Below are 25193 nucleotides of genomic sequence, written 5' to 3' on the forward strand. Positions count from 1 at the left end.
CGCACCGGGACACGGTGGAACTGAGTCCCACCTCTCGCTACCCGGAAGAGTTCTCGACGATGATGACCGATTCACCGGCGTCCCCCGCACCCGCCCGCCCCTCGCTGGCCGCTCGCATCGGACGCATCGCCTTCCTCGTCGTCGCCGCGGTCGTGGTGGTCGCGGTGGCCGCCGCGTTCTTCGTCACCTGGACCATCCAGCGCTCCTTCCCGCAGACCTCCGGAACGACGCAGCTGGAGGGCCTGAGCGCCGAGGTGACTGTGCAGCGCGACGCGAGCGGCGTGCCCACCATCACCGCCGACACCTCGGACGACCTGTTCTTCGCACAGGGCTTCGTGCACGCGCAGGACCGCTTCTTCGAGATGGACTTCCGTCGACACGTCACCGCAGGCCGGGTGGCCGAGCTGTTCGGCGAGTCCCAGGCGGATACGGATGCGTTCCTCCGCACGCTCGGCTGGCGCAAGGTCGCCGAAGCCGAGGTCGAGGCGATGGACGACGTGACCCGCGGCTACTACGAGGCCTATGCCGACGGCGTCAACGCGTACCTGTCGACGCGCTCCGGCGCCGAGCTGTCGCTGGAGTACGCCGTGCTCGGGCTGCAGAACGCCGACTACGAGCCCGAGCCCTGGGAGCCGGCCGACTCGGTCGCCTGGCTCAAGGCCATGGCCTGGGACCTCCGCACCAACGTCGAGGACGAGACCGAGCGCGCCCTGCTCACCGCCGACCTCGCCGAGGGCTCCGGCGCCGAGGACACCCGTGCGCTGCTGGCGAAGCTCTACCCCGACTACCCGTTCGACCGGAACCCCGTGATCGTGCCGAAGATCTCGACCGTGGACCCGCTGGAGAACGACGCCGACCCCGTCGCCTTCGACACGGGCGGTCAGGGCGGGCAGACCCAGCCGGCTGACACCACCGTCGAGTGGCAGGAGGCGGCGAGCGTGATCGAGGCGGCGAGCCTGCTCGTGGGCGACGCGGGCGAAGGGATCGGCTCGAACTCCTGGGTCGTGTCGGGAGAGCTCACGGCCTCGGGCATGCCACTGCTCGCCAACGACCCGCACCTCGGCGCCTCGCTGCCCTCCGTCTGGTACCAGGTGCAGCTGAAGTGCTCGACCGTCGACGCGGACTGCCCGTTCGACGTGGGCGGGTTCTCGTTCTCCGGCCTCCCGGGGATCGTCATCGGCCATAACCAGCAGGTCGCCTGGGGCTTCACCAACCTCACCACCGATGTGACCGATCTGTACGTGGAGCGCATCGAGGGCGACTCCTACTGGCGAGACGGCGCGCTGGTGCCGCTGGAGGAGAGCACGGAGACGATCGCGGTCGCCGGGGGCGACGACATCGAGCTCACGATCCGCTCGACCGTGCACGGGCCGATCATCTCCGGCCTCACCGACGACTTCACCGCCATCGCCGAAGACCCCGCCCCCGCGCTCGGCGCCGAGGGCGCGGCACCGGCGGCCCCCGGCTCGGACGCCGCCGAGTACGCGGTGAGCCTGCGCTGGACCGCCCTCGACCCCGGCACCACCGCGACCGCCATCTTCGCGCTGTCCACCGCGCAGGACTTCGACGACTTCCGCCGCGCCGCCTCGCTGTTCGACGTGCCTGCGCAGAACCTCATCTACGCCGACGTCGAGGGCAACATCGGCTACCAGACCCCCGGGCGACTGCCCATCCGCGGCGCCGGCGACGGATGGATGCCGCAGCCGGGCTGGGACAGCAGCTACGACTGGACCGGGTACATCCCGTTCGACGAACTGCCGGTGGCGTACAACCCCACGTCGGGCTACATCGTCACCGCCAACAACGCGATCGTCACGGACGACTACGAGCACTTCCTCTCCCGCGACTGGGACCAGGGGTACCGCGCCGCACGCATCGCCCACCTGATCGAGCGTCGTGCCGCCGCGGCCCCGCTCACCGCGCAGGACATGCGCGACATCCAGATGGACGGCGAGATGTGGATCGGCAAGCAGCTGGCCGCTGCGATGTCCGAGATCGACGTGGACGGCGCCGGCCCCCGTGCGGCCGTCGACCTGCTGCGCTCATGGGACGCGCAGAACACGAAGGACTCGGCAGCCGCGGCGTACGCGAACGTGCTGTGGTCCAACCTCGTGCAGAACCTCTTCGCCGAGCGGGAGCAGCCGCTTCCCATCGACGGCCAGGGCCGGCTCTTCACCGTCGTCGGCGACATGCTGGACGACCCGTCCGACCCGCTGTGGCGCAACGCCCAGCTCGACGTCGACAGCAGGGAGTCGATGCTCGCTCTCTCCGCCGAAGAGGCCTACGACGAGCTGTCCGCGCTGCAGGGCACGGACGTCGCGCGGTGGAACTGGGGCGACCTGCACGCCATCACGCTGCGCAGCGACACGTTCGGCTCGTCCGGCATCGCGCCCATCGAGGCGCTGTTCAACCGCGGACCGTACCCCGTGGGCGGCGGAGCGTCCGTGGTGGACGCCACCGGGTGGCAGCTCGGGGTGTCCTACGCCACCACCACGGTGCCGTCCATGCGCATGGTGGTCGACCTGGACGACTTCGACGCCTCGACCTGGATCCACCTCACCGGCGCCTCCGGCCACGCCTACCACGAGCACTACGTGGACCAGACGGCCGACTGGGCCTCGGGCGTCCAGCGACCCTGGGCCTACACCGACGAGGCGGTGGACGCCGCGACCAGGGACACCCTGGTGCTCGCGCCCGCCGGCTGAGAAGCGCCCCGAGCTTCCTCGGCTAGCGTTGACGGGTGCCCACCAGTTACCTCGCCCCGAAGGGAACACCCGCGACGCTGCTGGAGTTCGAGCACGGCGGAGCGACCCTGATCGCCGAGTCCTTCGGGGAGGGACCGCACACCTATCTGCTGCTGCACGGCATCGGCATGGGCCGCAGCGTCTACCTTGACCTCACGCAGCGGCTGCGCGGCCGCGTGATCGCGCTCGACCTCCCCGGCTTCGGCGAGGCCCCCGAGCCCACCCGCACCCTCACCATGCAGCGTCACGCCGACCTCGTCGCCGCATACCTGCGTCATGTCGGCGCCGACCCCGTGGTGGTGATCGGCCACTCGATGGGCAGCCAGATCGCCGCAGAGCTCGCCGCCCGCCATCCGTCGCTGGTGGCGGGGGTCGTGCTCGCCGGTCCGACCGTCGACAAGGCCGAGCGCAACGTGGGCGCCCAGGCCCGCTACCTGCTGCAGGACCTCCTCGGCGAGCGCCCGCTCGTCATCTGGCGCGGTGCGCGGGAGTACCTCCGCGGCGGCCCGAACCTCATCCGCAAGATGCGCGCCACCATCGTGCATCAGCCGGAGAAGGCGTTCGCGCGGATCGAGTGCCCCGTGCTCGTGCTGCGCGGGGAGGACGACCCGCTCGCGCCCATGAGCTGGTGCCAGGACATCCTCGACGCAATCCCCGGCGCGCGGCTCGAGGTCATCCCCGACCACGGCCACGGCACGCTCATCAGCGACTCCGAGCCCGCGGCGCGCCTGATCGAGTCCTTCGCCGACGGCACCTGAACCCCGGCGGGTGGGACGTCAGGCGTTCACAACTCAGGAGATTCCGGCGCGTTCGGCCGATTCGGCGATCAGAGGAGGGATTGCCGACTGTTTCTCCTGAGTTGTGAACCGCGACCGTGGCCGAGCTTCGGCCCCAGCACTTCCAAAACCTCTCGCAGTGCCTCCCGCGTCCCGGCGGGGTCGGAGAGGATGTCGGCGGCGAGGGGCCGAATCGTGACGTATCCGAGGCGCGCAGCCGCCAGGTCGCGCGCGCGATCCCGCTGTTGCTTCGCCCATCCCTCGTGAAAGGCCCGACTGTCGCACTCGACGATGAGCCATCCGTCCACGACGAAGTCGACACGGCCCACCCCGTAGAGGCGGACCTGGGTCTCGAAGGACGCACCCAGTGACCGGAGGATGAGGCGGACGAAGCTCTCTGGTCCGGATTCCGCTGAGGCATCGGCGAGCGCGAGTACCGTGCCGAACCGCTGCGGCAACGCGGAGAAGATCGTTCGTAGGCGGTCCATCGTGATGATCCGCTGATGGAGGAGGCTGTCGACCGTGGCCACCGATGCGCGAGGTGACTGGCACCGCATTGCATGACGGATCGCCGCATCCAGAGACGTGACGTGGAGAGCACTTGACGCATCGTCTTCAGCCCAATGCACCCGATGCGCGCCAGCGTCTCGGCCCCCCAACCGTGAGCGGTGGGGTGCGACCTGGACGTGCACACCCTGGGCGGTGAGCACGAACACCCCGAGCAGCTGGAGCAGGGAGATGCATGTCACGCGGCCACCGATCCGCACGGCATCCGCGATCAAGGGGTCCACATCTGGCCGCGCGTATCGGTCACGGCGCAGCCGCAGGAGTCGCCCGGTCCTCACCAGAGCCGTCAGCTCACGCCCCTTCACCCCGGCAGAGCGAAGGTCCGCTCGGGTGGAGACCGTGGGTGCGAACACCTCAGCAGCACGCCGGAGAGCAGAGTCCGTTTTCACACCCCGGAGGATGTCGCGCGCAGAGGTTCGGGACCGGGAGTCCGACCGAATGTGGACTCGCTGCCCGGGAACGCTCGCCCGTGCAGGACAAGATCGCGAGACGCGTACCGTTCACAACTCAGGAGATTTCGGCCACGCGCCTGGTGCAAGGGCATGTTCAGACAGCTGACACGGCAAACCTCCTGAGTTGTGAACCAGCAGGGCGGCGGAGGGGCGGGGCGGGGACTCAGCCCGCCGCGGGAGGGGTCTGCTTCGACTCGGCGAGCTCGTCCACCACGAGGCCGCGCTGCTCGATCGTGCCGTTGCGGTAGGCCTGCCGCCCGACCATGTGCGCCGACAGCGGGGCCGTGGCGAACTGCATCAGCACCACCGGAGCCACCAGCACGAGCCCGAAGAGCACGCCGCCGACGGACCGCTGCGACAGCGCGATGGCGACGCAGATCAGCAGCAGCCCGAGCACCTGCGGCTTGGTGGCCGCGTGCAGGCGGGTCGGCACGTCGCGGAAGTGCAGCAGCCCGACGGCGGCCGAGAGGCACAGCACCGCGCCGAGCAGGATTAGGATCAGCACCGCGATGTCGATCACGGCGTCGGGGATCATCAGGCCGAACACGTTCATGGTGTCGTGTTGTCCCTTCTCGCGACGAACCGGGCGACCGCGATCGATCCGAACACGCCGACCGCGGCGATGATGAGCAGCACGGGGATGTTGCGGGTGTGTCCGTTGATGGCCATCTCCGCTCCGAGCACGCACATGACCTCGGTCAGCAGCACGTCCGCGGCGACGGCGCGGTCGAGGATCGACGGCCCCCGCACGATACGGATCACGGCGAGGATGGCCGCGAGGCCGAATACCGCGATGATCACCAGCAGCAGCACGTTCATCGGGCGCCCCCGATCGTGGCGGGGTCGACACGGCCGGCGCGCTCGTCGGCCTTCAGTCGGCGGTACTGCGCGGGGTTGCCGAGCGCCCTGACGATCCGCTTCTCCCACCCGAGCACGCCCTGCCGCTGCTTCTCCACGTCCTCCCTGCTGCGCACGCCGATCACGTGCAGGTAGAGGATGCCGCGGTCGCGGTCGGCCTCGACCACGAGTGAGCCGGGGATCAGCGACGACACCACGGCGACGTGCGTCATCACCAGGTCGTCCGCGTAGCGCAGCGGCACGGCGATGATCGCGGTGCCCGGCTGTCGGCGGAAGTCGAAGACCTGCGCGGTGACGGAGACGGCGCCGCGGAGCACGGCGAACAGGAACTGCGCCACGAACAGCGCGGCGTACCAGAGGTTCACGCGGCCGGAGAGCTCGACGGTGGGCAGCCGGAACACGCGGGTCACGAAGATCGCGACCACCAGCCCGGTCAGGAAGGAGAGCACCGTGAACTGGGCCCACAGCAGCATCCACAGCACGATCAGCCACGCGAGGAACGGCAGCTGCATACCGATGTCGCGCCAGATCCGCTTGGTCTCGGGTCTCATCCCTCCACCTCGTCTTCCAGCTGCACCAGGTTGACCGGCTGCAGCAAGCCCGCCCCGATGCGGTCGCACAGAGCGTACAGCGGTCCGGCGAAGATCGTCAGGGCCACGGTGACGGTGACCATGCCCGCGGTGGCGACGGTCATGATCTTCGGGATGTGCCGTCGCTCCTGCTGCTCGTCGGCGGCGGGGGCTCCGGTGAGGTACGAGATGCGGCCCTCGGTCTCGGTCGAGTCCTCCTCCTCGCGCCAGAACGCGAGGTTCCAGGCGCGCATCAGGGCGTACAGGGTCAGCAGCGACGTGATGATGCCGCCGAAGATCAGCACGATCATGAGCGGCGTTCCCACGGATGCCGCCGCTTCGAAGAGGGCGAACTTGCCGATGAAGCCCGAGAACGGCGGGAGGCCGCCGAGGTTGATGGCCGGGATGAAGTAGAGCACCGCGATGACCGGCGCGATCTTCAGCAGCCCCTTCACCCGCAGGATCGAGGTGCTCCCCGCGCGGCGCTCGATGAGTCCCACCGCGAGGAAGAGCGTGGTCTGCACGACGATGTGGTGGACGATGTAGTACACGGTGGCGCCGATCGCGGCGGGCGTGGCGATGGCCAGACCGAAGATCATGTAGCCCACGTGGCTGACGAGCGTGAACGAGAGGATCCGTTTGAGCTCGGCCTGCGCGACCGCGCCGAGCACGCCGACGATCATTGTCGCGAGCGCGATGATCAGCAGCAGGGTGTCGATGCTGTTGGAGGCGAACAGCTGCGTCTCGGTGCGGATCAGCGCGTAGACGCCGACCTTGGTCAGCAGTCCCGCGAACACGGCAGTGACCGGCGCCGGCGCCGTCGGGTACGAGTCGGGCAGCCAGAACGACACGGGGAAGATGGCGGCCTTGATGCCGAACGCGACCACGAGCATGAGGTGCAGCACGAGCTGCGTGTCCTGCGGCAGCTCCGACATGCGCTCGGCGATCTGGGCCATGTTCACCGTGCCGAGTGCGCCGTAGATCATCGCGATCGAGGCGAGGAACAGGATCGACGACACCAGGGACACGACGATGTAGACCGCGCCGGTGCGGATGCGCGACTCGGTGCTGCCCAGGGTGATGAGCACGTAGGAGGCGACGAGCAGGATCTCGAAACCGACGTAGAGGTTGAACAGGTCGCCCGCGATGAAGGCGTTGAAGATGCCGGCGGCGAGGATCAGGTACGAGGGGTTGAAGATGGAGATCGGCGTCTCGTCCGCGCCGTCCGCGACGCCCTGGCCGATCGAGAAGAGCAGCACGGCGAGCAGCACGATGCTGGAGACGAGCACCAGCAGGGCGGCGAGGCGGTCGACGTAGAGGACGATCCCGAATGGCACGGGCCAGCCGCCCACCGAGACCGCGAGCGGAGAGCCCGCGTCGACGACGACGAGCAGCACCGCGGCGATGACCGACACGACGGCGAGCGTGGCGACCGTGACGAACACCTGCAGCCGCGCGCTGCGTCCGAACACCAGGGTGATCGCGGCGCCCAGCAGCGGCAGGGCGACCAGGAGGGGGACGAGCGTGGTCATGGCCTGCCCTCCCCGTCTGTCGTGTCGTCGGCGTCTGCGTCTGCGGTGTCGGCGGGGTCGGGTTCGGGCACCGGGCGGGGTCCTGCGGGGGAGTCGAACGGCGCGTCATCATGGATCGCCGGGTTGTCGCGCCTGTGCAGCACGGTGATCGGTGCGGTCTGCACGCCCACGAAGTCGGTCGTCGCCTCGTCGTCGTCGGTCTCGGACTCGTCGTCCATGAGGTCTTCGTCGGCGTCGGTGCGCTCGCGCAGTGCGATGTCGGCCTCGTCGTCCTCGACCGTGTCGGCCTGACCGAGCTGCCAGGAGCGGTAGATGAGCGCGAGCAGGAACGCGGAGACCGCGAAGGTGATGACGATGGCGGTCAGGGTGAGCGCCTGCGGCAGCGGGTCGCTCAGGTCTCCGTCCGTGCCGAAGAACGGCGCGTTCCCCGGCACGCCCATCACGATGAGCAGGAGCAGGTTCGTGGCGTTGCCGAGCAGCAGGAAGCCGATGAGCACGCGGGTCAGGCTGCGCTCCAGCATCGCGTAGACGCCGCAGGCGAAGAGCACGGCCATGATCGCGATGAGGGCGAGCGAGACGTCCATCAGCCGTTCCCCCCGGTGCGCGAGGAGAAGTCGATGGCCCTGCTCTCCCCCGGACGCAGGGTCGCCTGCCGGTCGACTTCGGCGCCGAGACTGCGCAGCACGTCGAGCACGAGCCCGATCACCACGAGGTACACGCCGATGTCGAAGATGGTCGAGGTGACGAACTCCATGTGTCCGATGCCGGGGATCTCCCATTCCCAGAAGGTGCTGGTCAGCGGTGCCATGCCGAAGAAGAGCGGGACGACCGCGGTGCCGACCGCGAGGATCAGACCCGCGCCGAGCAGCCGTCCGGCGTCGGTCGGAGCCGCGGCGCCGAGCTCCCAGCGACCGCCGGCGATGTACCGCATGACGAGGGCCATGCCCGCGACGAGTCCGCCGGCGAAGCCGCCGCCCGGCAGGTTGTGCCCGGCGAACAGCAGGAAGATCGACACGACGATGATGGTGTGGAACAGGATCCGCACGATCACCTCGAGCAGGATCGACCTGTTCTCCGGCTTCATCTTCTGCCCGCCGACGAGCCAGGCCCGCGGCGCGCTGCGGTTCTCGGAGGTCTGGAAGCGCACGCCGTCCGTGGTCTCCACGAGCGGACGGCTCCTGGCCGCCCTGCGCACGGATCGGGGCAGGTTCTTGGTGGCGGCGAGCAGGTCGGCGCGATGCGTCACGAACACGAGGGAGGCGACGCCGGTGGCGGCCAGCACGAGCACCGACAGCTCGCCCATCGTGTCCCACCCGCGCAGGTCGACGAGGGCCACGTTCACCACGTTCTTGCCATGCCCGATCTCATAGGCGATCTCGGGGAAGATCGCCGAGATCGGGTCCGCCACACGGGACTGCGTGGCGACGACCGCGACGAAGGCCATGGTCACACCGACGCCGATGCCGAGCAGCGCCCGGGGGATCCGGCTGACGGAGGCGTTGTGCTCCCCCATGCGCGCCGGGAGGCGGCGCAGCACCAGGGCGAACGTCACCATGGTCACGGTCTCGACCAGGATCTGCGTGAGCGCGAGGTCGGGCGCGCCGCTGGTGGCGAAGAGCACGACCATTCCGAGACCGGTGACCGAGGCCAGCACGACCCCCGTATAGCGCTTCCGGGCGCGCACGGCCACGACCCCAGCGATCGCCATGATCGGGGCGACCGCGAGCTGCGCCGGTGTGTGCCACAGCGAGAGCTGGTAGCGGTCGATGTCACTCGCGATCAGCGCGGTGACCTCCGCTGCGACGAACACCACGAAGATCGTGCCGACGTAGACGGGGAGGGAGCCGCGCTGCGTGAGTGTCGTGCTCAGCACGGAGAGCCGGTCGATGCCGCGCATCACCAGGTAGTAGGCGTCGGCGGCCGTGAAGGGCAGCAGGCGCGCTCGGCGGTCCCAGCCGGTGCGTCTGGTCAGCAGGAAGAGGCCGACGCCCATCAGGATCGTGAGGAGGGAGATGCCCAGGGCGGGCTCGAAGCCGTGCCACAGCGCGAGGTGTCCAGGGCCTTCGACGGCGGCGCCCTCGTGGTCGAGACCCGGCGTCGCCGTGAGGGCGTAGGGCTGCAGGGCGATGTCGAGGGCCGGGGCGCCGATGCCTGCCGCGAGCGTGACTCCGGCGAGGATGATCGGCGCGGACAGGAAGCCGACGGGCGGGTCGGGCCAGGCGGTGTCCGGCAGGCGCTGACCGTCGCGGTCACGTTTGGTCCAGAACGCCCCCCACAGGAAGCGCACGCCGTATGCCGCGGTGAGCATGGATCCGAGGGCGACCCCGATGAGCGCCACCAGACCCCACACAGAGCCGCCCTGCGCATCGTCGAGGAGCGCGGTGAGGGTCGACTCCTTCGCGACGAACCCGATCGTGGGCGCGACTCCGGCCATCGACGCGACGGAGATGAAGGCGGCGGTGGCCATGACGGGCGCCTGCCTGCCGACGCCGGACAGCTCGGTGATGTCACGCGTCGAGAGCTGGCGGTCGATGACGCCCACGATGAGGAACAGCGCCGACTTGAACAGAGCGTGCCCGATCACAAGGGCGACGCCGGCGAGGGCCGCGGCCTGCGTGCCGTAGCCGACGACGACCGAGAAGAACCCGAGCTGGCTGACCGTGCCGAACGCGAGCACGCGCTTGAGATCGGTCTCCCGCAGCGCCTGGATGCCGCCGAGCAGCATCGTGACGATGCCCAGCGTGATGACGATCGGGCGCCAGGGCGCGCTGAACGCGAAGATCGGCGCGAACCGCGCGATCAGGTAGATGCCGGCCTTCACCATGGCCGCCGCGTGCAGGTAGGCGCTGACCGGTGTGGGCGCCGCCATCGCACCGGGGAGCCAGAAGTGGAAGGGGAACAGCGCCGACTTGCTGATGGCGCCGACCAGGAGCATCACGATCGCGGCGTCCACGAGGGGCCCGGTCGGTGCGATCTCCAGGATCTCGCGGATGCTGGAGGTCCCGGCGTCCACGACGAGCAGCACGACGCCGACGAACATCACCAGGCCGCCGAGCGTCGTCACGAGCAGGGCCTGCAACGCGGCACGACGGCTGGCCGCACGGCGGCGGTAGTGCCCGATGAGCAGGTAGGAGAGGATGCTCGTGGCCTCCCAGAACATCACGAGCATCACGAGGTCGTCGGTGAGGACGAGGCCGTACATGGCGCCGGCGAAGGCGAGCAGCACACCGGCGAACTGCCCGATGCCCGCGGCGTCGTCGTGGAAGTACCAGCGGCAGTACAGCAGCACCAGGGCGCCGACGCCGGTGACGATGAGCGTGAGGACCCAGCCCAGCACGTCCATGTTCATGGACAGGTCGAGGCCGAGCTGCGGGATCCACGGCACCGACTCGAAGGGCACGGGGCCGTCCAGCACCTGGGGGGTGAGCATGAGCGCGTGCACGAAGGCGGCCGCGGGGACCAGTGCGGCGACGGCGAAGGCCTGAGCTCCCAACCAGCGCACCAGAACGGGCATCAGCAGCGACCCGAGGAGGAACACGGCGAGGAGCATCAGCATATACGCGGCTCCTCGGGGCTCGTCGGCCTTGCGGCTCAGGCGGGCGGTGTCCGACCAGTTTACCGGGATGACAGTGGCCCGAGGTTCGTGGGTTCCGGCACCGTGCGAGAGTGGGCGCATGCAGCGACCCTGGGGGAGAGAGCTCGCCGGGTGGGCGGGAGCCCTCGCCTTCGCCCTCATCGCGGCGGGGCAGCTCGCCCCGACGGCCCGCGCGACGTTGCTCTTCCGCGACGGCGATTCCCTGGTCGTGGGGCTGATCGCGCGCTCGATCCTGGAGGGCGCGAGCCCGGACTGGGCCCTGTCCAGCGTGCTGTTCCTGCCGGAGTCCGCGCTGTTCACCGCCCTGTCCGCAGTTCTCCCGCTCGACGTGAACGCGCGGCTCGCGGTCGCGGCGATCCTCAACGTGCTGCTGCTCTACGGGGTGCTGCGTGTGGTCGCGGGGCACCGCACGCCCGGATCTGCGCCGGTGGCCTGGTCGCTCGTCGCCCTCGGCGCGTTCACGGCTCTGGTGTCCACCGAGTCCTCGGCCTCGCGGGACGCCCTCGAGCTCGCATCGCTGCTGCTCACCACCACGTACTACTCCGCGACCGTGCTGGGCGTGCTGCTCACGGTGGGGCTGGCGCGGCGGTTCGTCGACCGCGGTCGCCGCGGGCGCTGGCTGCTCGGGGGCATCGCGGTGACGGGGGCGGTGTCGACGCTCTCCAACCCGCTGTATGCCGCGTGGGGCACGGTGCCCCTGGGGGTGGTGACGGTGGTGCTCGCGGCTCGCGCGGCGTTCCGGCGCGATGGCCGTCGTCGGCAGCAGGGGCTCGCGCTCCTCGCGGTTCTCTCGGGCGGCACGATCCTGGGGTTCGTCGGTCGCATTCCGTTCGCGGCATGGATCGCCAACACGGGCGCCGGGTACGTGCAGCCCGGGCGCTGGGCGGAGTCGCTCGCCGGATACACAGGCCTCGCCGCGGCGCGCCTGTCGACCCCGGGCGGAGTCCTCGCCACCGCGCTGGTCCTCGGTCTCCTGGCGGCGGCGGTCGTGCTCAGCCGGCGGGCGCCGACGGAAGGAGCGCGCCTCGTGGCCGCCGTCGCGTGGGTGATGCCGCTGCTCGTGCTGGTCGGAGCCGTCGCCCTCGGCACGAACGCCGCCCGTTACCTGCAGCCGCTCGTCTTCGCTCCGCTCCTGGCCCTGGTGGCGCATCCGGTCGCCCTGCGCGTCCCCGCCCGTCTCGTCCGCCCGGCCCTCGCGGTCGTCGCGGTCGTCCTGCTGGCCCTCGGCGCCCTGGGCGCGCCGCGTCTCGCCGCTGCGGCCGCCGCACCCGACCGTGACCTGAGGTGCGTGACCGACTGGGTCGACGCCTCGGGTCGCACCGGGGGCGGGCAGTTCTGGACCGTGCGGCTGCCGAAGCTGCACCTGCAGGATCCGGCGCGACTCGTGCAGCTCGACCATGCCCTGAACGGCTACGCCTGGCTCGTCGACCGCACCGACTTCGACGTCGGCGAGGTCTCGTTCCTGGTCGAGGACGCGCAGACCGTTCCGTGGGTTCTTCCCGCCGGCGCCGTACCGGAGGCGATCGCCGAGTGCGGCCGCTACCGCATCCTCGACTTCCGCGGCTCGCCGCTGCGCATCGGCCCCGCCCACTCCTGAACCACGCGATGACCTCAGCGCGAGGGTGGCGCCGTCGTCGTCCCTGCGCGGAAGCGGCAGGACAGGTCCTGCGTGATCCCCGGCTCTCCACGGAGCATCCGCGCGACCTGCTCCCCCGCCGCTCTGCCCTTCTCCACGGCCGGCTGCACGCTCGTCGTCAGGGTGAGATCGCCCAGGCCGTCCACGGCGATGCCGTCGAACCCGGCGACGGAGAGGTCCTCCGGCACCCGGAGCCCGAGCTCCTCCGCCGCGCGGATCACGCCGACCGCCAGCAGGTCGCTCTGCGCGAGCACCGCGGTCGGCCGCGACGCCGGGTCGGCGAGGAGCATGCGTCCCACCAGGATGCCCTCGTCGATCAGGCTGCCGGAGGCCGAGATCGCCGGGGCGTCGGGGAACACCTCCCGCATGCCCGCGAGCCGGTCGACCGTGACGTCGACGGTGGCGTGGGCCACGCGCTCGGGGGTGATGAGGGTGCGCTCGCGGTCGGCATCGAGGGCCAGCGTGACCAGCGCCACGTCGCGATGCCCCAGGTCGCGCACGTGCCGGGCCACATCGGCCGAGGCCGCGACGTTGTCCAGGGTGATGCGGGGAACGTCGAGGCCGGCGTCCCCCTCGATCACGACCACGGGCAGCCCGCGGCCGAGGACGATCTCGAGCGAGGCGCGGGTGCGGCCGGAGCAGCCGATCAGCACGACCGCGTCGACCGGGGCGCTGGCGATGGCCGAGCCGTCCTCCCCCGGCTCGTCGCGCATCAGCAGGATCCCCGCGCTCAGCTCGGCCAGCCCGTCGGTGAGGCCGTCCATCATCGCGGTCGTGACGGGGTCGAGGAACGCCGCGCGCAGGTGCCCCTCCAGCACCACGGCCACGATGCCGCTGCGACCGCGGCGCAGCGAGGCGGCGCGCGGGTCGGGGCCGGTGTAGCCGAGGTCGGTCGCCGCGGCGAGCACCCTGTCCCTGGTTGCGGGGGCGACCTTGGCCTTGCCGCTGAAGACGACGGAGGCGGTCGACGTCGCCACGCCCGCCTCGCGCGCGACGTCCGCGATCGTGGGTCGGCGCGCCGTGTCCCTGCTGGTCATACTCCGAGGATAGCCCGCTTCGGTCGCCCAGGGTCGAATCGATTCGATAGGCTGTCGCCCATGGACACCGCCCTCACCCGCTCGCAGTTCGTGCGTTGGCGCGCCGCGATCTTCGCCATCTTCCTGGCCAGCGGCCTCTCGATCGCGACGTGGGCGTCCCGCGTGCCCGGCATCAAGGAGGCGCTCGGCCTCGACAACGCCCAGGTCGGACTCATCCTGCTCGGCATGGGCGTGGCGTCCATCCTCGGCATCTCCACGAGCCCGGCCGTCATGGCCCGCACCGGCGCGCGGCGCGGCATGCTCCTCGCGATGCTGACGTTCGCGACCGGCATCGCGCTGGTCGGTCTCGGCGCCACGGTCTTCGGATCCGTGCCGCTCGTCCTGATCGGCATGGTCCTGTTCGGCTTCGGCAACGGCTGCGTCGACGTCATGATGAACGTCGAGGCGACCGCGATCGAGCAGCAGATGGGGCGGACGATCCTGCCGGTGTTCCACGCCTTCTTCAGCTTCGGCACCGTCCTGGGGGCGGGCATCGGCGCGCTGGCTGCCCACCTCGCCATCGACGTGGGCACGCACGCCGTCTCGATGGGCATCGTGATCGCGGTCATCGCCGTCGTGTGCTTCTTCCAGGTGCCCGTGCGCGAAGCCGCGCTCGACCCCGAGGATCACGAGAAGCCGCCGTTCCGCGAGCGCATGCACATCGCGCTCGAAGCATGGCGCGAACCGCGCACGTATCTTCTGGGCACGGTGATGCTCGGCATGTCCTTCGCCGAGGGCGGCGCCAACGACTGGATCGCGCTCGGCACCGAGCAGGGACACGGATTCGCGGAGGGTTCGGGAGCGGTCGCCCTCGCCGTGTTCTCGGTGGGGATGACCGTCGTGCGCCTGTTCGGCGGTCCGCTGGTCGATCGCTTCGGCCGCGTGCTCGTGCTCCGGGTCCTCGCCGCGACCGCGGCGTCGGGCATCCTGCTGTTCATCCTCGCCCCGAGCCTGCCGCTCGTCCTCGTCGGCGCCGCGCTGTGGGGCATCGGCGCCTCGCTCGGCTTCCCGCTCGGCATGTCCGCCGCGGCCGACGACCCCGCGAAGGCCGCGGCCCGCGTGAGCGCGGCAGCCACCATCGGCTACGTCGCGTTCCTCGGCGGCCCGCCCGTGCTCGGCGTCATCAGCGAGCACATCGGCTTGCTCAACACGCTGTTCATCCTGGTCGCGCTCGTCGTCGTCTCCGGGCTGTTCTCGGGCGCGGCACGACCACTGCGCGCCGACGAGAAGAGCCCGGCCGCGCGCACGGCGGAGGGCTCGCGCAGGGCGGAGGGCTGACGCAGGGCGGAGGACCGAGCCTCAGTCGTCCGTCCCGCGCACGAGGGCGGCCGCGTGCGAACGACTCCGGGCGCCGAGCTTGGTCAGCACGTTCGACACGTGCGTCTTCACGGTGGGCACCGAGATGCGCAGGCGCGCCGCGAGCTGGGCGTTGGACCATCCCTGCAGGATGCCGTCCAGCACCTCGCGTTCACGCGCAGTGAGGTCGGACAGCGGAAGCTCTGTCCGACCAGCGGGCGCGGTGATGGCGGCTGCCGCCGTACCCGCCACCGCGGCGAGCGCCCGACGCGTGACCCGCGGGTCGAGCGCTCCCCCGCCGGCGGCCACCTCCCGGACGGCCTGCGCGAGCGTCGGCGCGTCGACCGTCTTCAGCAGGAAGCCGACAGCTCCGGCACGCAGTGCGGCCAGCACGAGCTCGTCCTCGTCGAAGCTGGTGAGCACCAGGACGTCCGCGAGCCCGCGTTCCACGATCTCCCTGGTCGCCGACACCCCGTCTCGGGCCGGCATGCGCAGGTCCATCAGCACGACGTCCGGGCGCAGGGCGGCAGCATTCCGCACCGCGACCTCGCCGTCCGCCGCCTCGCCGACCACCGCGATGTCGTGGGTCTCCAGCATCAGGCGCAGCCCGGCTCTGATCGCGCCGTGGTCGTCGGCCAGGAGCACCGTCGGCCCGCTCATGCCCGCACCTGCATCGGCAGCCGCGCCTCCACGACCCAGCCGTCGCCGGTCGGCCCCGCACCGAACACGCCGCCCAAGGCCGTGACCCGCTCCCGGAGCAGTTGCAGCCCCCAGCCCTCACCGTCGTGCGCGGCGGCGGCGGCAGCCGTCCCCCCGCGCGACCGCACGCTCACCAGCGCCTCGTCATCGCCGCGTCGCACGACCACGTCGACCGCCGCGCCGCTCGCATGGCGCACGCAGTTGCCGAGCGCCTCGCGCACCACCCGCACCACCGCCTGCTCGCCGCCTGCGCCGATGTCGCGCATACCCTCCGGCGGGCCGTCCACGCGCACGTCGAGCCCGGAACGGCGCGCCTCCCGCACGATGCCCTCCAGGTCGGCCCATCCCGGCGCGGAGGCGAGGGCACCGTCCCCTCGGCGCAGCACCGTGATCAGCGAGCGCAGGGCCGCATGCGCATCCAGTCCTGCGTCGCGCACGGCACGCAGCGCCGCCCGGTCGTCCGAACGCGCGGGATCGGTCGACAGCGCCGCCTCCGCACGGATCGCCATCGCCATCACGTGCCCCGCGACCACGTCGTGCAGCTCCCCCGCCATCGTCTCTCGTTCGCGCCGCACGGCCTCGATGCGGTCGCGCTCGGCCGCAGCCGCCGCCTCCTCCGCACGTTGCCGATGCAGCTCGGCGAGCTCGTGGGCCTGCGACACGGCGACCGCCCACCAGTAGTCCGTGCCGAAGACCGCGCCGAACTGCACGCCGACGAGCACCGCCACCGCCAGGGACCCGTCGCTGACGACCAGCGCCGCCGCGAAGAGCAGGACCGTCGCCGTCGCGAGCAGCGCCAGGAGCACCCGGCGCCCGCGCGGGCCGGCAAGGAAGGCCGCCGTCCAGAGCACATCGAGCAGCACGACCAGCGTGCCGATGCCGCCCGTCGTGAGCAGGTCGGCCATGAAGAGCGCCGCGACCAGCACGAGCACCGTGTACGGCCACCGCCGCTTGACCAGGGCGAGTGCACACGCCGGGAGCGCCAGCGCCAGCGCCCACCACGGGGAGACCGTCTCCGGCAGAAGGGAGAACGAGCTCCAGACTCCGCGGAACCCCAGGGCTGCCATGACCACCGCGAGCAGTGCCATGCCGACAGGGTCCAGCCACCAGCGGTGGCGCTGATACCAGGAGCCGAGCCCTCCGTCGCCCCGATCGTGCATGACCTCATGCAACCACGGCGGCCTCCTCCTTCGCATCCGACGAAGGGATGAGGCGACACCCGCGAACGGTACTTTCGCCCGATCCGCGCCGCCGCGCACAGCACGACGCTGGAGGCATGGAACTCTTCGGCGGGCTGCCGCTGCCCCTCTCCCTCGCCGTGCTGGCCCTGATCGACGGACTAAGCGTCGGCACCCTGCTGATACCCGTCTTCCTGCTCCTGCATCCTGGCCGCGTGCGCGTCGGTCGCATCCTCCTCTACCTGGGCACGATCGCGGCCTTCTACCTCCTCGTCGGACTCCTCTTCCTGTGGGGGCTGGTGAACCTCGTCGATGTCGCCGCGGATTTCCTGAGCTCCCCCGCCGGGATGATCATCCGCCTGGTGGTGGGCGCCGCGCTGCTGATCACCGCTCTCGTGATGCCGACGAAGCCCCCCGCGGATGCCGCGGCGGCGATCCCCGCACCGCGCTCCGACGCCTCCCCTTCCGCGTCCCCCTCCCTCGCGCCTGTCCTCCCTGCACCGCGCACTGACGCCTCGCCCTCTCCGGCCCCCTTCCCCGGGACCCCGCTCTCCGCACCGCGCTCCGGCTCCGCCCCTTCTCGAGCCGCCTCCCCCGGGGCCGCGCATGCCGACGCGGACCCGGCGTCCGCCGATGCCGTGTCGGTGTGGGCCCGCCTCGACGCACCCGACGCGGCTGCGGATGTCGCGCCGCCTACCGCTGTTGCGGGCGGCCCGCGCGCGGCCGCATCGCCGCCGCCCCTCCCTGCCGCGGTCGCCGGCGCGGCCCCCGTGGCACCGCGCCCCGGCCGCCTGCTGCGGTGGCGGGAGCGCCTGCTGGACCCGCGCATGCGAGGTGTCGCGGTGATGGCGGTCGCGGTGGCCGCCGGGCTCGTGGAGGTGGCGACCATGCTGCCGTACATCGTGGCGATGACCATGCTCGCCGAGGCCGGCGTCGACCCCTCGCTGCGAGTGCTCTCCCTCGCGGGATACTGCGCCCTGATGATCGCCCCGGCCCTCGTGCTCCTCGCGCTGCGACTGGTGGCGAGGGGGCTGGTGCAACGGCCTCTCGAGCGCTTCGCCGCCTGGATGGAGCGCACCGGCGCCGAGAACACGGCCTGGATCATCGGCATCCTCGGGTTCCTGATCGCCCGGTCGGCCGCCACCGAGCTCGGGCTGTTCGAGGCGATCGGCTCCATCCTCTGACCCGGCGCTCCGGACGCTCACGACGAAGTAGGCTCGTCGAGTGCGTCTCGTCATCGCCCGCTGCTCGGTCGACTACACCGGCCGGCTCAACGCCCATCTCCCACTCGCGACCAGGCTGCTCGTCCACAAGGGCGACGGCAGCCTGCTCGTGCACTCCGACGGCGGCAGCTACAAGCCGCTGAACTGGATGAGCCCGCCGTGCTCCCTCGCCCACGAGGAGCCCGGAGAGGAGGAGGCGAGCGCCGGTGTCGTCGAGGTGTGGCGCGTCACGCACAAGAAGACCGGCGATGCGCTGCGGGTGCAGATCTACGAGATCGTTCACGACTCCAGCCACGAGCTCGGCCTCGATCCCGGGCTGCAGAAGGACGGCGTCGAGGCCGACCTGCAGCGCCTCCTCGCCGAGCAGGTCGACCGCATCGCCGACGGTGCGACCCTCGTGCGTCGCGAGTACCCCACGGCGATCGGGCCGGTGGACCTCCTCGTGCGCGATGCGGCGGGGACGGCGATCGCGGTGGAGGTGAAGCGCCGCGGGGACATCGACGGTGTGGAGCAGCTCACCCGCTACCTGGAGCTGCTCGGCCGCGACCCCCACCTCTCCCCCGTGCAGGGCGTGTTCGCGGCACAGGAGATCAAGCCGCAGGCCCGCGTGCTCGCCGAGGATCGAGGCATCCGCTGCCTCGTGCTCGATTACGACGACATGAAGGGGATCGAGTCCGGCATCCCCCGCCTGTTCTGACGCGGCTCCCCGCCGTTTCCGTCACCGCACGGAGATCAGGCGCCGCGGAGGTCCTTCGAGGCGGGCCACCGCGATCTTGACCTCGGTCAACTCGTGCTCGACACCCGCAAGCCGCGCATCGATCCCCGCGAACCGCGCATCCGCACGCTCCTCCGCCTGGGCGAAGCGCACTTCCATCAGCTCGTGGACGGCGGCGAACTGCGCATCCGATCCCAGGAAACGAGCGTTCATCCGGTCGTCCGTCGCGGTGAACCGAGCGTCGACACCGGCGAACCGAGTGTCCATCCGGTCTGCCATGGCGGCGAACCGCGCATCCATGCGCGTCACGAGCCATCCGAATCCGCTCACCAACGCGACCAGGATCGTCACCGTCGTCCCCAGGATCGTGATCACTTCCATCGACACGAACATGCCCCCATTCTCACCCGCGCTCCCGCCGCTGTCACGACCCTAGGACGCAGCATTTCGCAGGTGGCGCGGCGAATCCGCAAGACGTGGAGTACCTGTGCCACTGCACACATGTGCAGGACGGCCGGAGCGACGCACGAGGGCCCATAGGCTGGACCTATGGCCCCCTCCCCCTACTCGTGCGTCCTCTGGGATGTCGACGGCACGATCATCGACGCATCGGTCGGGATCCTTCGCCGACTCACCGTCGCCCTGACGCACTTCGGGCACCCGGCCCCCACCCGCGACCAGCTGGTGCACTGGATCGGGCCGCCCATGTTCCAGTCCTTCCAGGACCAGGCGGGGATGACGCCGGAGCAGTCCGCCGAGGCCGTGGCGTTCTATCGCACGCTCGGCAAGGCCGACGGCTACACCACCGACGTGCAGACGTACCCCGGCGTGACCGAGCTCATCCACGAGCTGCACGCCGCCGGGGTTCCTCAGGCGACCGCCAGCTCCAAGCCGGAGAACCAGGTCGACGCCCTCGTCGACCACTTCGGCCTGCGCCCGGCTTTCCTCACCACGGTCGGCGCGACTCCCGATGAGTCGACGCTCGCGTCGAAGACAGATATCGTCGCCGAGGCCCTGCGCCGACTGCGCGCGCTGGGCGCAGACACGTCACGGCCCGTGCTCGTGGGCGACCGCCATCACGATGTGGAAGGCGGGGACGCCAACGACGTGCCGGTGGTCTTCGTCGAGTGGGGCTTCAGCGACCCGCACGAGGGCGACGCGGCGGCGTTCCGCGTCGCGACGGTCGCGGAGCTCCGCGCTCTGCTGCTCACCTGAACCCGCTCAGGGCACGCCATAACCACCGAACTCCCCGTCGAAAGTCCGCTCGAGTGCGATCTTCAGACGGGGAGTCCCGTGTGTGCCACCGTCTCAGACGGGGCGGATGTTCTCTGCCTGCAGGCCCTTGGGGCCCTGCGCCACATCGAACTCGACTCGCTGGTTCTCTTCGAGAGACCGGTAGCCGGATGACTGGATGGCGGAGTAGTGCGCGAAGACGTCAGCGCCTCCGTCGTCGGGGGAGATGAAGCCGAAGCCCTTCTCCGAGTTGAACCACTTGACCGTGCCCTGGGTGCTCATGTACTGCCTGTTCTGCTGGGTAAGAAGCCGACGCAGGGGTGCACCGACATCGCTAACGCTAGTGGAGGGGACCCCCAGCGGAATAGCCGCGACCAGAAGGTAATCCAAATGTTGCACGAGCGGCATCCGGCCGTCGGGCGGCGCGATCACGCGGAGAACGGCGAGGAGAGGACCGGAGAAATGGTGTGGCCCTCACCGCGGGGGGAGCGATGAGGGCCGAAGACGACCGGAGGGTGCGTCAGGTACAGCCTAGCTCCTTTTTCGCTCCCGTGTCCCCCTTTTGGGGGACAAATCGGAAAATCGGTGGGAGGATGGACGATAGCGGCCCCCTCGAGTAGCCCATTGGGGACTGAACTACTCGAGAGGGCCCAATCGCATGCACGGATCGTCCTGCCCCTGGGGTGGGCCGCGCGTCTCCTGGGGAGAGACGGAGACGATCAATCCCCTTGTGCATGCACCTTCACCCTAGGGGAGGATGTGCGCTCACGCCACGGACCGTCGGCGCGGCGCGATCGTCGAAGGTCGGGGACGGGATGCGCGAGTAGCCTGATGCGGTGACCATGCTCAACAAGGACATGACGCTGTGCATCTCGCTGTCCGCGCGGCCGAGCAACAACGGAACCCGCTTCCACAACCACCTCTACGAGGCGCTCGGCCTGAACTGGATCTACAAGGCGTTCGCCCCCGCCGATCTCGGACAGGCGATCGCCGGCGTGCGCGGGCTGGGCATCCGCGGGTGCGCGATCTCGATGCCCTATAAGGAGGACGTGATCGCGCTCGTCGACCGCATGGACGCGACGGCGCTCGCGATCGACTCGGTGAACACGATCGTGAACGACGACGGCGTGCTCACGGCCTACAACACGGACTACGCGGCCATCGCCCAGCTGATCGCGCAGCATCGGATCGACCCCTCGTCCTCCGTGCTGCTCCGGGGCTCCGGCGGGATGGCCAAGGCGACCGCCGCGGCGTTCCGGGACGCGGGCTTCCGCGACGTCACGATCGTGGCGCGCAACGAGGAGCGCGGTCGCGCCCTCGCCGCGCTGTCCGATTTCGCCTGGCAGGCAGAGCTCGGCGACGCCGGCGCGGACGTGCTCGTAAACGTCACTCCGCTGGGGATGGCGGGGGGACCGGACGCGGACGCACTCTCCTTCCCGGAGAAGGCGATCGCCGCCGCGACCCTCGTGTTCGATGTGGTCGCCCTGCCCGCCGAGACCCCGCTGATCCGGGCAGCGCGTGCGACCGGCAGGTCCGTGATCACCGGGGCGGAGGTCGCCACGCTCCAGGCGCTCGAGCAGTTCGTCCTCTACACCGGTGTTCGCCCGACGGACGCCCAGGTCCGGGCCGCCGAGGCGTATATGCGCGAAGGGGCATATACGCTCTGCGTCACGAGGCGATGCCGCTCTGCGTTGTGAGGCGATGCCGCTCTGCGTTGTGAGGCGATGCCGCTCTGCGTCAGGAGGCGATGCCGCGCCGCGTCGTGAGGCGATGCCGCTCCGCGTCGTGAGGTGATGCCGCTCTGCGCAAAGGGGCACAGCCGCGGATCAGTGCGCCCTGCCCTCCGCGAGGTAGCCGAGCCGATGCAGCGTCTCGGCGTTGCGCCAGCGCAGCATCGGCGTGGTCAGGAAGCGGGGGAGCAGCGTGGCCGGACCCTTCACCGGCTCCTCATCGATGCGCACCTGGCACCCCGTGTGGATGGTCCGCGCGCGCAGCGTCACCCGCGCCTCGCCGACCGGCCAGCCCCGCGCTCGCAGCACGGCGCTGTGCGGCGGGTGCCACTCCACGAGCTCAGTGGTGTCATCCAGCAAGGCAGGCCACACACCGACGGAGTGGTGCAGCTGCGCTCCCGGAGCGGGCCAGGACGCATCGACGTCGCGCATGCGCGAGGCGCCGACGACCCAGGTGGGATAGAGCCAGCCGTTCGCGAGCACGCGGAACACATCCTCGGTCGTGCAGGCCAGGTCGCGGGTGTTGGTCGCCATGATTCCTCCGTTCGCGGCCATCCTGCGAGACGGCGATTCGTGAGGACAGGTGCTTGACAACCCGGGCGCAGCGCCGATTAGCACAATCCTCCGCGTGACGCTCCCCCCTGGAGCCGCCGGACGACCGATGACAGGGTCGTGGCATGCTTCAGCGACTGACCACCCGGATCTCCCACGGCCTCGACGCGGTCCTGCACGAGGACTCGCCCCTGCTGCTGACGCGAGGCTACGACTTCGGCGAGCGGATCTGGCGCCGTGCGCGCTCCGGCGCCCGTTCCGCACCCTTGCGCCTGCTCGGACACGAAGCCGCCTTCGTCCGCGGCGCGGAGGGGGTCGAGCTGTTCTACGACGAGAGCCGGATCGCCCGGGCGGGCGCGATGCCCGGGCTCGTGCGCGAGCCGCTGTTCGGCCACGGCTCCGTGCACGCTCTCGACGGCGCGGCGCACCGGCATCGCAAGGCCACGTTCGTCGAGGTGGCCTACGCGGACGCACAGGTCGAGCGCGTGGTCCCGCTGCTGGAGCGGGAATGGGAAGCGGAGCGCGAGGAGTGGCGGCGCGGCGGCACCCGCAGTGCGTACGACGCTGCGGTGGGCGCGTTCGGTCGCGCGATGATGCGGTGGGCGGGGCTGCCAGGGACCGCGGCGGCGCAGACGCGCTGGTCGGCCCGACTCGCCCAGATCGTGGACGGCTTCGGGGTGCCGTACTCGCCGGAGTACCTCGTGGCGACCGCCAACCGGCTGTGGTCCGATCGGCACGCACGACGCCTGATCGAAGCGGTCCGCGGCGGATCGCTCCAGGCGCCGGAGGGAACGGCGCTGGCCGCGTGGGCGTTCCATCGCGACGAGCACGGCGAGCTGCTTCCCGCGCGGGTCGCCGGCGTGGAGCTGCAGAACAGCATCCGCCCGATGATCGCCGCCGCGCGGTTCGTGGCGTTCGCCGCGAAGGAGCTGCACGACCACCCGGAGTGGCGCGAGCGCATCGCGGCGGAGACCGCCGAGCGCGGCGCCCTCGTGGGCGGACCGCTCGCCACCGCGTTCGCGCAGGAGGTGCGCCGCACCGGGCTGTTCGTGCCCATGCTGCCCGGCCGCACGCGCACGGCGGTCGATATCGACGGCGTGCACGTCCCCGAGGGCGGGAGGGTCGTCCTCGACATCCTCGGCACCGACACCGACGAGCGGTCCTGGGCCCATCCGGAGCGCTTCGCCCCCGACCGCTTCGTCGACGTCGAGGACTACGAATCCATCGTGACGTTCATCCCGCAGGGCGGGGGAGACGTCGCCACCGGCCACCGCTGCCCTGGCGAGAAGATCGTCATCGTCGGCCTCTCCGCGGCGGTCGCCGTGCTCAGCGACCCCGACCTCGAGGTGCAGGGGCGCGGGCTGGAGGTGAACCGGCGCCGGCTTCCCACCAAGCCCGCCTCCGGTGGCGCGGTGCGGGCGAAGGGCACCCGGCGCGGCTGCCCGTTCCACTGAGCCGCGGTCGCATGAGGGGCCTTCGCTGTCAACCCGGTGGTCGCGGCCGATTCGCTCGCCGAGCGTGGAAGGCGACACGATCGACGACACCACGGAGGACACCATGAAGGCACTCACCTGGCAGGGCAAGCGCACCGTGACCGTGGAGGAGGTGCCAGACCCGCTCATCCAGCAGCCCGAGGACGCGATCATCCGCGTGACCTCCTCGGCGATCTGCGGCTCCGACCTGCACCTGTACGAACTGCTGGGCCCGTTCCTCGACCGCGGCGACATCCTCGGGCACGAGCCGATGGGCGTGGTCGTCGAGGTCGGCGCGAACGTCACCCGTCTCGCGCCGGGCGACCGCGTCGTGATCCCGTTCAACATCTCCTGCGGCGAGTGCTTCTTCTGCCTGCGCGGGCTGCAGTCTCAGTGCGAGACCACCCAGGTGCGGGAGTACGGCAGCGGCGCCTCCCTGTTCGGCTACACCAAGCTCTACGGGCAAGTCCCCGGCGGGCAGGCCGAGTACCTGCGCGTGCCGCTCGCGGACTACAACCACATCCGCGTCGCGCCCGACCTCCCGGATGAGCGGTACCTGTTCCTCAGCGACATCCTGCCGACCGCCTGGCAGGGCGTGGAGTATGCGCAGCTGCCCGAGGGCGGCACCCTCGCCGTGATGGGGCTCGGTCCGGTGGGTCAGTTCGTCTCGCGCATCGCCCGCCACCGCGGCCACCGCGTGATCGCGGTCGAGCCGGTGCCCGAGCGCCGGGCGATGGCTGAGCGACACGGCATCGAGACGCTCGACCTCACGGACACGACGGTCGCCGAGCTGCGCGACGCCACCGAGGGCCGCGGCGCCGACGCCGTCGTGGATGCGGTGGGCCTGGAGGCACACGGCAACAGCGGCATCGAGTTCATGCAGAAGGCGGTGGGACTTCTGCCCGACCCCGCCGCGCGACAGCTGCTCGACAAGGCCGGGGTCGACCGCCTCGCCGCGCTCTATGCCTCGATCGACGCCGTCCGTCGCGGCGGGACCGTATCGCTGAGCGGCGTGTATGCGGGCGACGCCGACATCATGCCGATGAAGACCCTGTTCGACAAGCAGGTGACGCTGCGCATGGGCCAGTGCAACGTGAAGAACTGGATCGACGACCTGCTGCCCCTCGTCGAGGATCCTGCTGATCCGCTCGGGGTGATGGACCTCACCACCCACCACGCGCCGCTCGACGACGCCCCCGACCTCTACCGCACGTTCCAGCAGAAGGAGGACGGCTGCATCAAGGTCGTCCTGCACCCGTCGGCCGCGTGACGCGTGGGCGGCCCGGTCCC

Annotated in this window: 23 protein-coding genes; 10 read left to right on the forward strand and 13 right to left on the reverse strand. The window is 70.8% G+C overall.

What is annotated here, in order from left to right; genetic code table 11:
• The first annotated feature begins 62 nt into the window (after window positions 1–62).
• Window positions 63–2705 carry a penicillin acylase family protein gene (locus M3C17_RS11260; RefSeq protein WP_396820060.1) on the forward strand — a complete coding sequence of 881 codons (2643 nt, stop codon included), beginning with the start codon at window positions 63–65 and terminating at the stop codon, window positions 2703–2705.
• A gap of 35 nt (window positions 2706–2740) precedes the next feature.
• Window positions 2741–3502, forward strand: coding sequence for an alpha/beta fold hydrolase (locus M3C17_RS11265; RefSeq protein WP_259977824.1), 762 nt, complete (start codon window positions 2741–2743; stop codon window positions 3500–3502).
• Between the two features lie 68 nt (window positions 3503–3570).
• On the opposite strand, the gene M3C17_RS11270 is transcribed toward M3C17_RS11265, so the two are convergent.
• The 7 genes from M3C17_RS11270 to M3C17_RS11300 form a co-directional block, all read right to left on the reverse strand.
• Window positions 3571–4050 (reverse strand): endonuclease domain-containing protein, encoded by a 480-nt coding sequence (locus tag M3C17_RS11270; RefSeq protein ID WP_259977826.1) that lies wholly within the window; start codon window positions 4048–4050, stop codon window positions 3571–3573.
• A gap of 652 nt (window positions 4051–4702) precedes the next feature.
• Complete coding sequence (gene mnhG / locus M3C17_RS11275; protein WP_259977827.1) at window positions 4703–5092, reverse strand: monovalent cation/H(+) antiporter subunit G; 390 nt, start codon at window positions 5090–5092, stop codon at window positions 4703–4705.
• The gene (locus M3C17_RS11280) at window positions 5089–5358 is read right to left on the reverse strand and encodes a monovalent cation/H+ antiporter complex subunit F (protein WP_259977828.1); all 270 of its coding nucleotides are present in this window, start codon (window positions 5356–5358) and stop codon (window positions 5089–5091) included. Before M3C17_RS11280 ends, mnhG begins: the two co-directional genes overlap by 4 nt.
• The gene (locus M3C17_RS11285) at window positions 5355–5948 is read right to left on the reverse strand and encodes a Na+/H+ antiporter subunit E (RefSeq protein ID WP_259977829.1); all 594 of its coding nucleotides are present in this window, start codon (window positions 5946–5948) and stop codon (window positions 5355–5357) included. Before M3C17_RS11285 ends, M3C17_RS11280 begins: the two co-directional genes overlap by 4 nt.
• Complete coding sequence (locus tag M3C17_RS11290; protein ID WP_259977830.1) at window positions 5945–7498, reverse strand: Na+/H+ antiporter subunit D; 1554 nt, start codon at window positions 7496–7498, stop codon at window positions 5945–5947. The genes M3C17_RS11285 and M3C17_RS11290 overlap by 4 nt, the downstream gene beginning before the upstream one ends.
• Window positions 7495–8082 carry a Na(+)/H(+) antiporter subunit C gene (locus M3C17_RS11295; protein WP_259977832.1) on the reverse strand — a complete coding sequence of 196 codons (588 nt, stop codon included), beginning with the start codon at window positions 8080–8082 and terminating at the stop codon, window positions 7495–7497. The genes M3C17_RS11290 and M3C17_RS11295 overlap by 4 nt, the downstream gene beginning before the upstream one ends.
• The gene (locus tag M3C17_RS11300; protein WP_259977833.1) at window positions 8082–11054 is read right to left on the reverse strand and encodes a Na+/H+ antiporter subunit A; all 2973 of its coding nucleotides are present in this window, start codon (window positions 11052–11054) and stop codon (window positions 8082–8084) included. The genes M3C17_RS11295 and M3C17_RS11300 overlap by 1 nt, the downstream gene beginning before the upstream one ends.
• Window positions 11055–11172: 118 nt before the next feature.
• On the opposite strand from M3C17_RS11300, the gene M3C17_RS11305 reads away from it, so the two are divergent.
• The gene (locus M3C17_RS11305; protein WP_259977835.1) at window positions 11173–12690 is read left to right on the forward strand and encodes a hypothetical protein; all 1518 of its coding nucleotides are present in this window, start codon (window positions 11173–11175) and stop codon (window positions 12688–12690) included.
• A 14-nt stretch (window positions 12691–12704) separates the two neighbouring features.
• Here M3C17_RS11305 and M3C17_RS11310 read toward each other — a convergent pair whose 3' ends face one another.
• Entirely contained in the window at window positions 12705–13766 is a 1062-nt protein-coding gene (locus M3C17_RS11310) for a LacI family DNA-binding transcriptional regulator (RefSeq protein WP_259977836.1), read from the reverse strand.
• Between the two features lie 60 nt (window positions 13767–13826).
• On the opposite strand from M3C17_RS11310, the gene M3C17_RS11315 reads away from it, so the two are divergent.
• Entirely contained in the window at window positions 13827–15083 is a 1257-nt protein-coding gene (locus M3C17_RS11315) for an MFS transporter (protein WP_259977837.1), read from the forward strand.
• A 21-nt stretch (window positions 15084–15104) separates the two neighbouring features.
• Here the strand turns inward: M3C17_RS11315 and M3C17_RS11320 are convergent, their stop codons facing one another.
• Together M3C17_RS11320 and M3C17_RS11325 are read right to left on the reverse strand one after the other, a co-directional pair.
• Window positions 15105–15761: a response regulator transcription factor gene (locus M3C17_RS11320; RefSeq protein ID WP_259977838.1), complete on the reverse strand. Its 657-nt coding sequence runs from the start codon at window positions 15759–15761 to the stop codon at window positions 15105–15107.
• On the reverse strand, window positions 15758–16960 hold the full coding sequence (locus M3C17_RS11325) for a sensor histidine kinase (RefSeq protein WP_259977839.1): 1203 nt from the start codon (window positions 16958–16960) through the stop codon (window positions 15758–15760). Before M3C17_RS11325 ends, M3C17_RS11320 begins: the two co-directional genes overlap by 4 nt.
• A gap of 116 nt (window positions 16961–17076) precedes the next feature.
• On the opposite strand from M3C17_RS11325, the gene M3C17_RS11330 reads away from it, so the two are divergent.
• Together M3C17_RS11330 and nucS are read left to right on the forward strand one after the other, a co-directional pair.
• A complete protein-coding gene (locus tag M3C17_RS11330; protein ID WP_259977840.1) occupies window positions 17077–18162 on the forward strand; it encodes a GAP family protein in 1086 nt (361 codons plus the stop codon).
• A 40-nt stretch (window positions 18163–18202) separates the two neighbouring features.
• Window positions 18203–18898 (forward strand): endonuclease NucS, encoded by a 696-nt coding sequence (gene nucS, locus M3C17_RS11335; protein ID WP_259977841.1) that lies wholly within the window; start codon window positions 18203–18205, stop codon window positions 18896–18898.
• Window positions 18899–18919: 21 nt separating this feature from the next.
• Here the strand turns inward: nucS and M3C17_RS11340 are convergent, their stop codons facing one another.
• Entirely contained in the window at window positions 18920–19309 is a 390-nt protein-coding gene (locus tag M3C17_RS11340) for a response regulator (RefSeq protein ID WP_259977842.1), read from the reverse strand.
• A 156-nt stretch (window positions 19310–19465) separates the two neighbouring features.
• Here M3C17_RS11340 and M3C17_RS11345 point away from each other — a divergent pair, with 156 nt between their 5' ends.
• Complete coding sequence (locus tag M3C17_RS11345; RefSeq protein ID WP_259977843.1) at window positions 19466–20131, forward strand: HAD hydrolase-like protein; 666 nt, start codon at window positions 19466–19468, stop codon at window positions 20129–20131.
• A 93-nt stretch (window positions 20132–20224) separates the two neighbouring features.
• Here the strand turns inward: M3C17_RS11345 and M3C17_RS11350 are convergent, their stop codons facing one another.
• Window positions 20225–20431 carry a cold-shock protein gene (locus M3C17_RS11350; protein WP_017203899.1) on the reverse strand — a complete coding sequence of 69 codons (207 nt, stop codon included), beginning with the start codon at window positions 20429–20431 and terminating at the stop codon, window positions 20225–20227.
• 554 nt (window positions 20432–20985) lie between these two features.
• Here M3C17_RS11350 and M3C17_RS11355 point away from each other — a divergent pair.
• On the forward strand, window positions 20986–21846 hold the full coding sequence (locus M3C17_RS11355) for a shikimate 5-dehydrogenase (RefSeq protein WP_259977849.1): 861 nt from the start codon (window positions 20986–20988) through the stop codon (window positions 21844–21846).
• A gap of 129 nt (window positions 21847–21975) precedes the next feature.
• Here M3C17_RS11355 and M3C17_RS11360 read toward each other — a convergent pair whose 3' ends face one another.
• A complete protein-coding gene (locus M3C17_RS11360) occupies window positions 21976–22413 on the reverse strand; it encodes an SRPBCC family protein (RefSeq protein WP_259977850.1) in 438 nt (145 codons plus the stop codon).
• Between the two features lie 143 nt (window positions 22414–22556).
• Here M3C17_RS11360 and M3C17_RS11365 point away from each other — a divergent pair, with 143 nt between their 5' ends.
• Window positions 22557–23885 (forward strand): cytochrome P450, encoded by a 1329-nt coding sequence (locus tag M3C17_RS11365; RefSeq protein WP_259977854.1) that lies wholly within the window; start codon window positions 22557–22559, stop codon window positions 23883–23885.
• Between the two features lie 103 nt (window positions 23886–23988).
• The gene (locus tag M3C17_RS11370; RefSeq protein ID WP_259977856.1) at window positions 23989–25173 is read left to right on the forward strand and encodes a zinc-dependent alcohol dehydrogenase; all 1185 of its coding nucleotides are present in this window, start codon (window positions 23989–23991) and stop codon (window positions 25171–25173) included.
• The last annotated feature ends 20 nt before the right edge of the window (window positions 25174–25193 follow it).

This window comes from Microbacterium sp. p3-SID336 (genome assembly GCF_025143365.1).
In the GTDB taxonomy this organism is placed as follows: Bacteria; Actinomycetota; Actinomycetes; order Actinomycetales; family Microbacteriaceae; genus Microbacterium.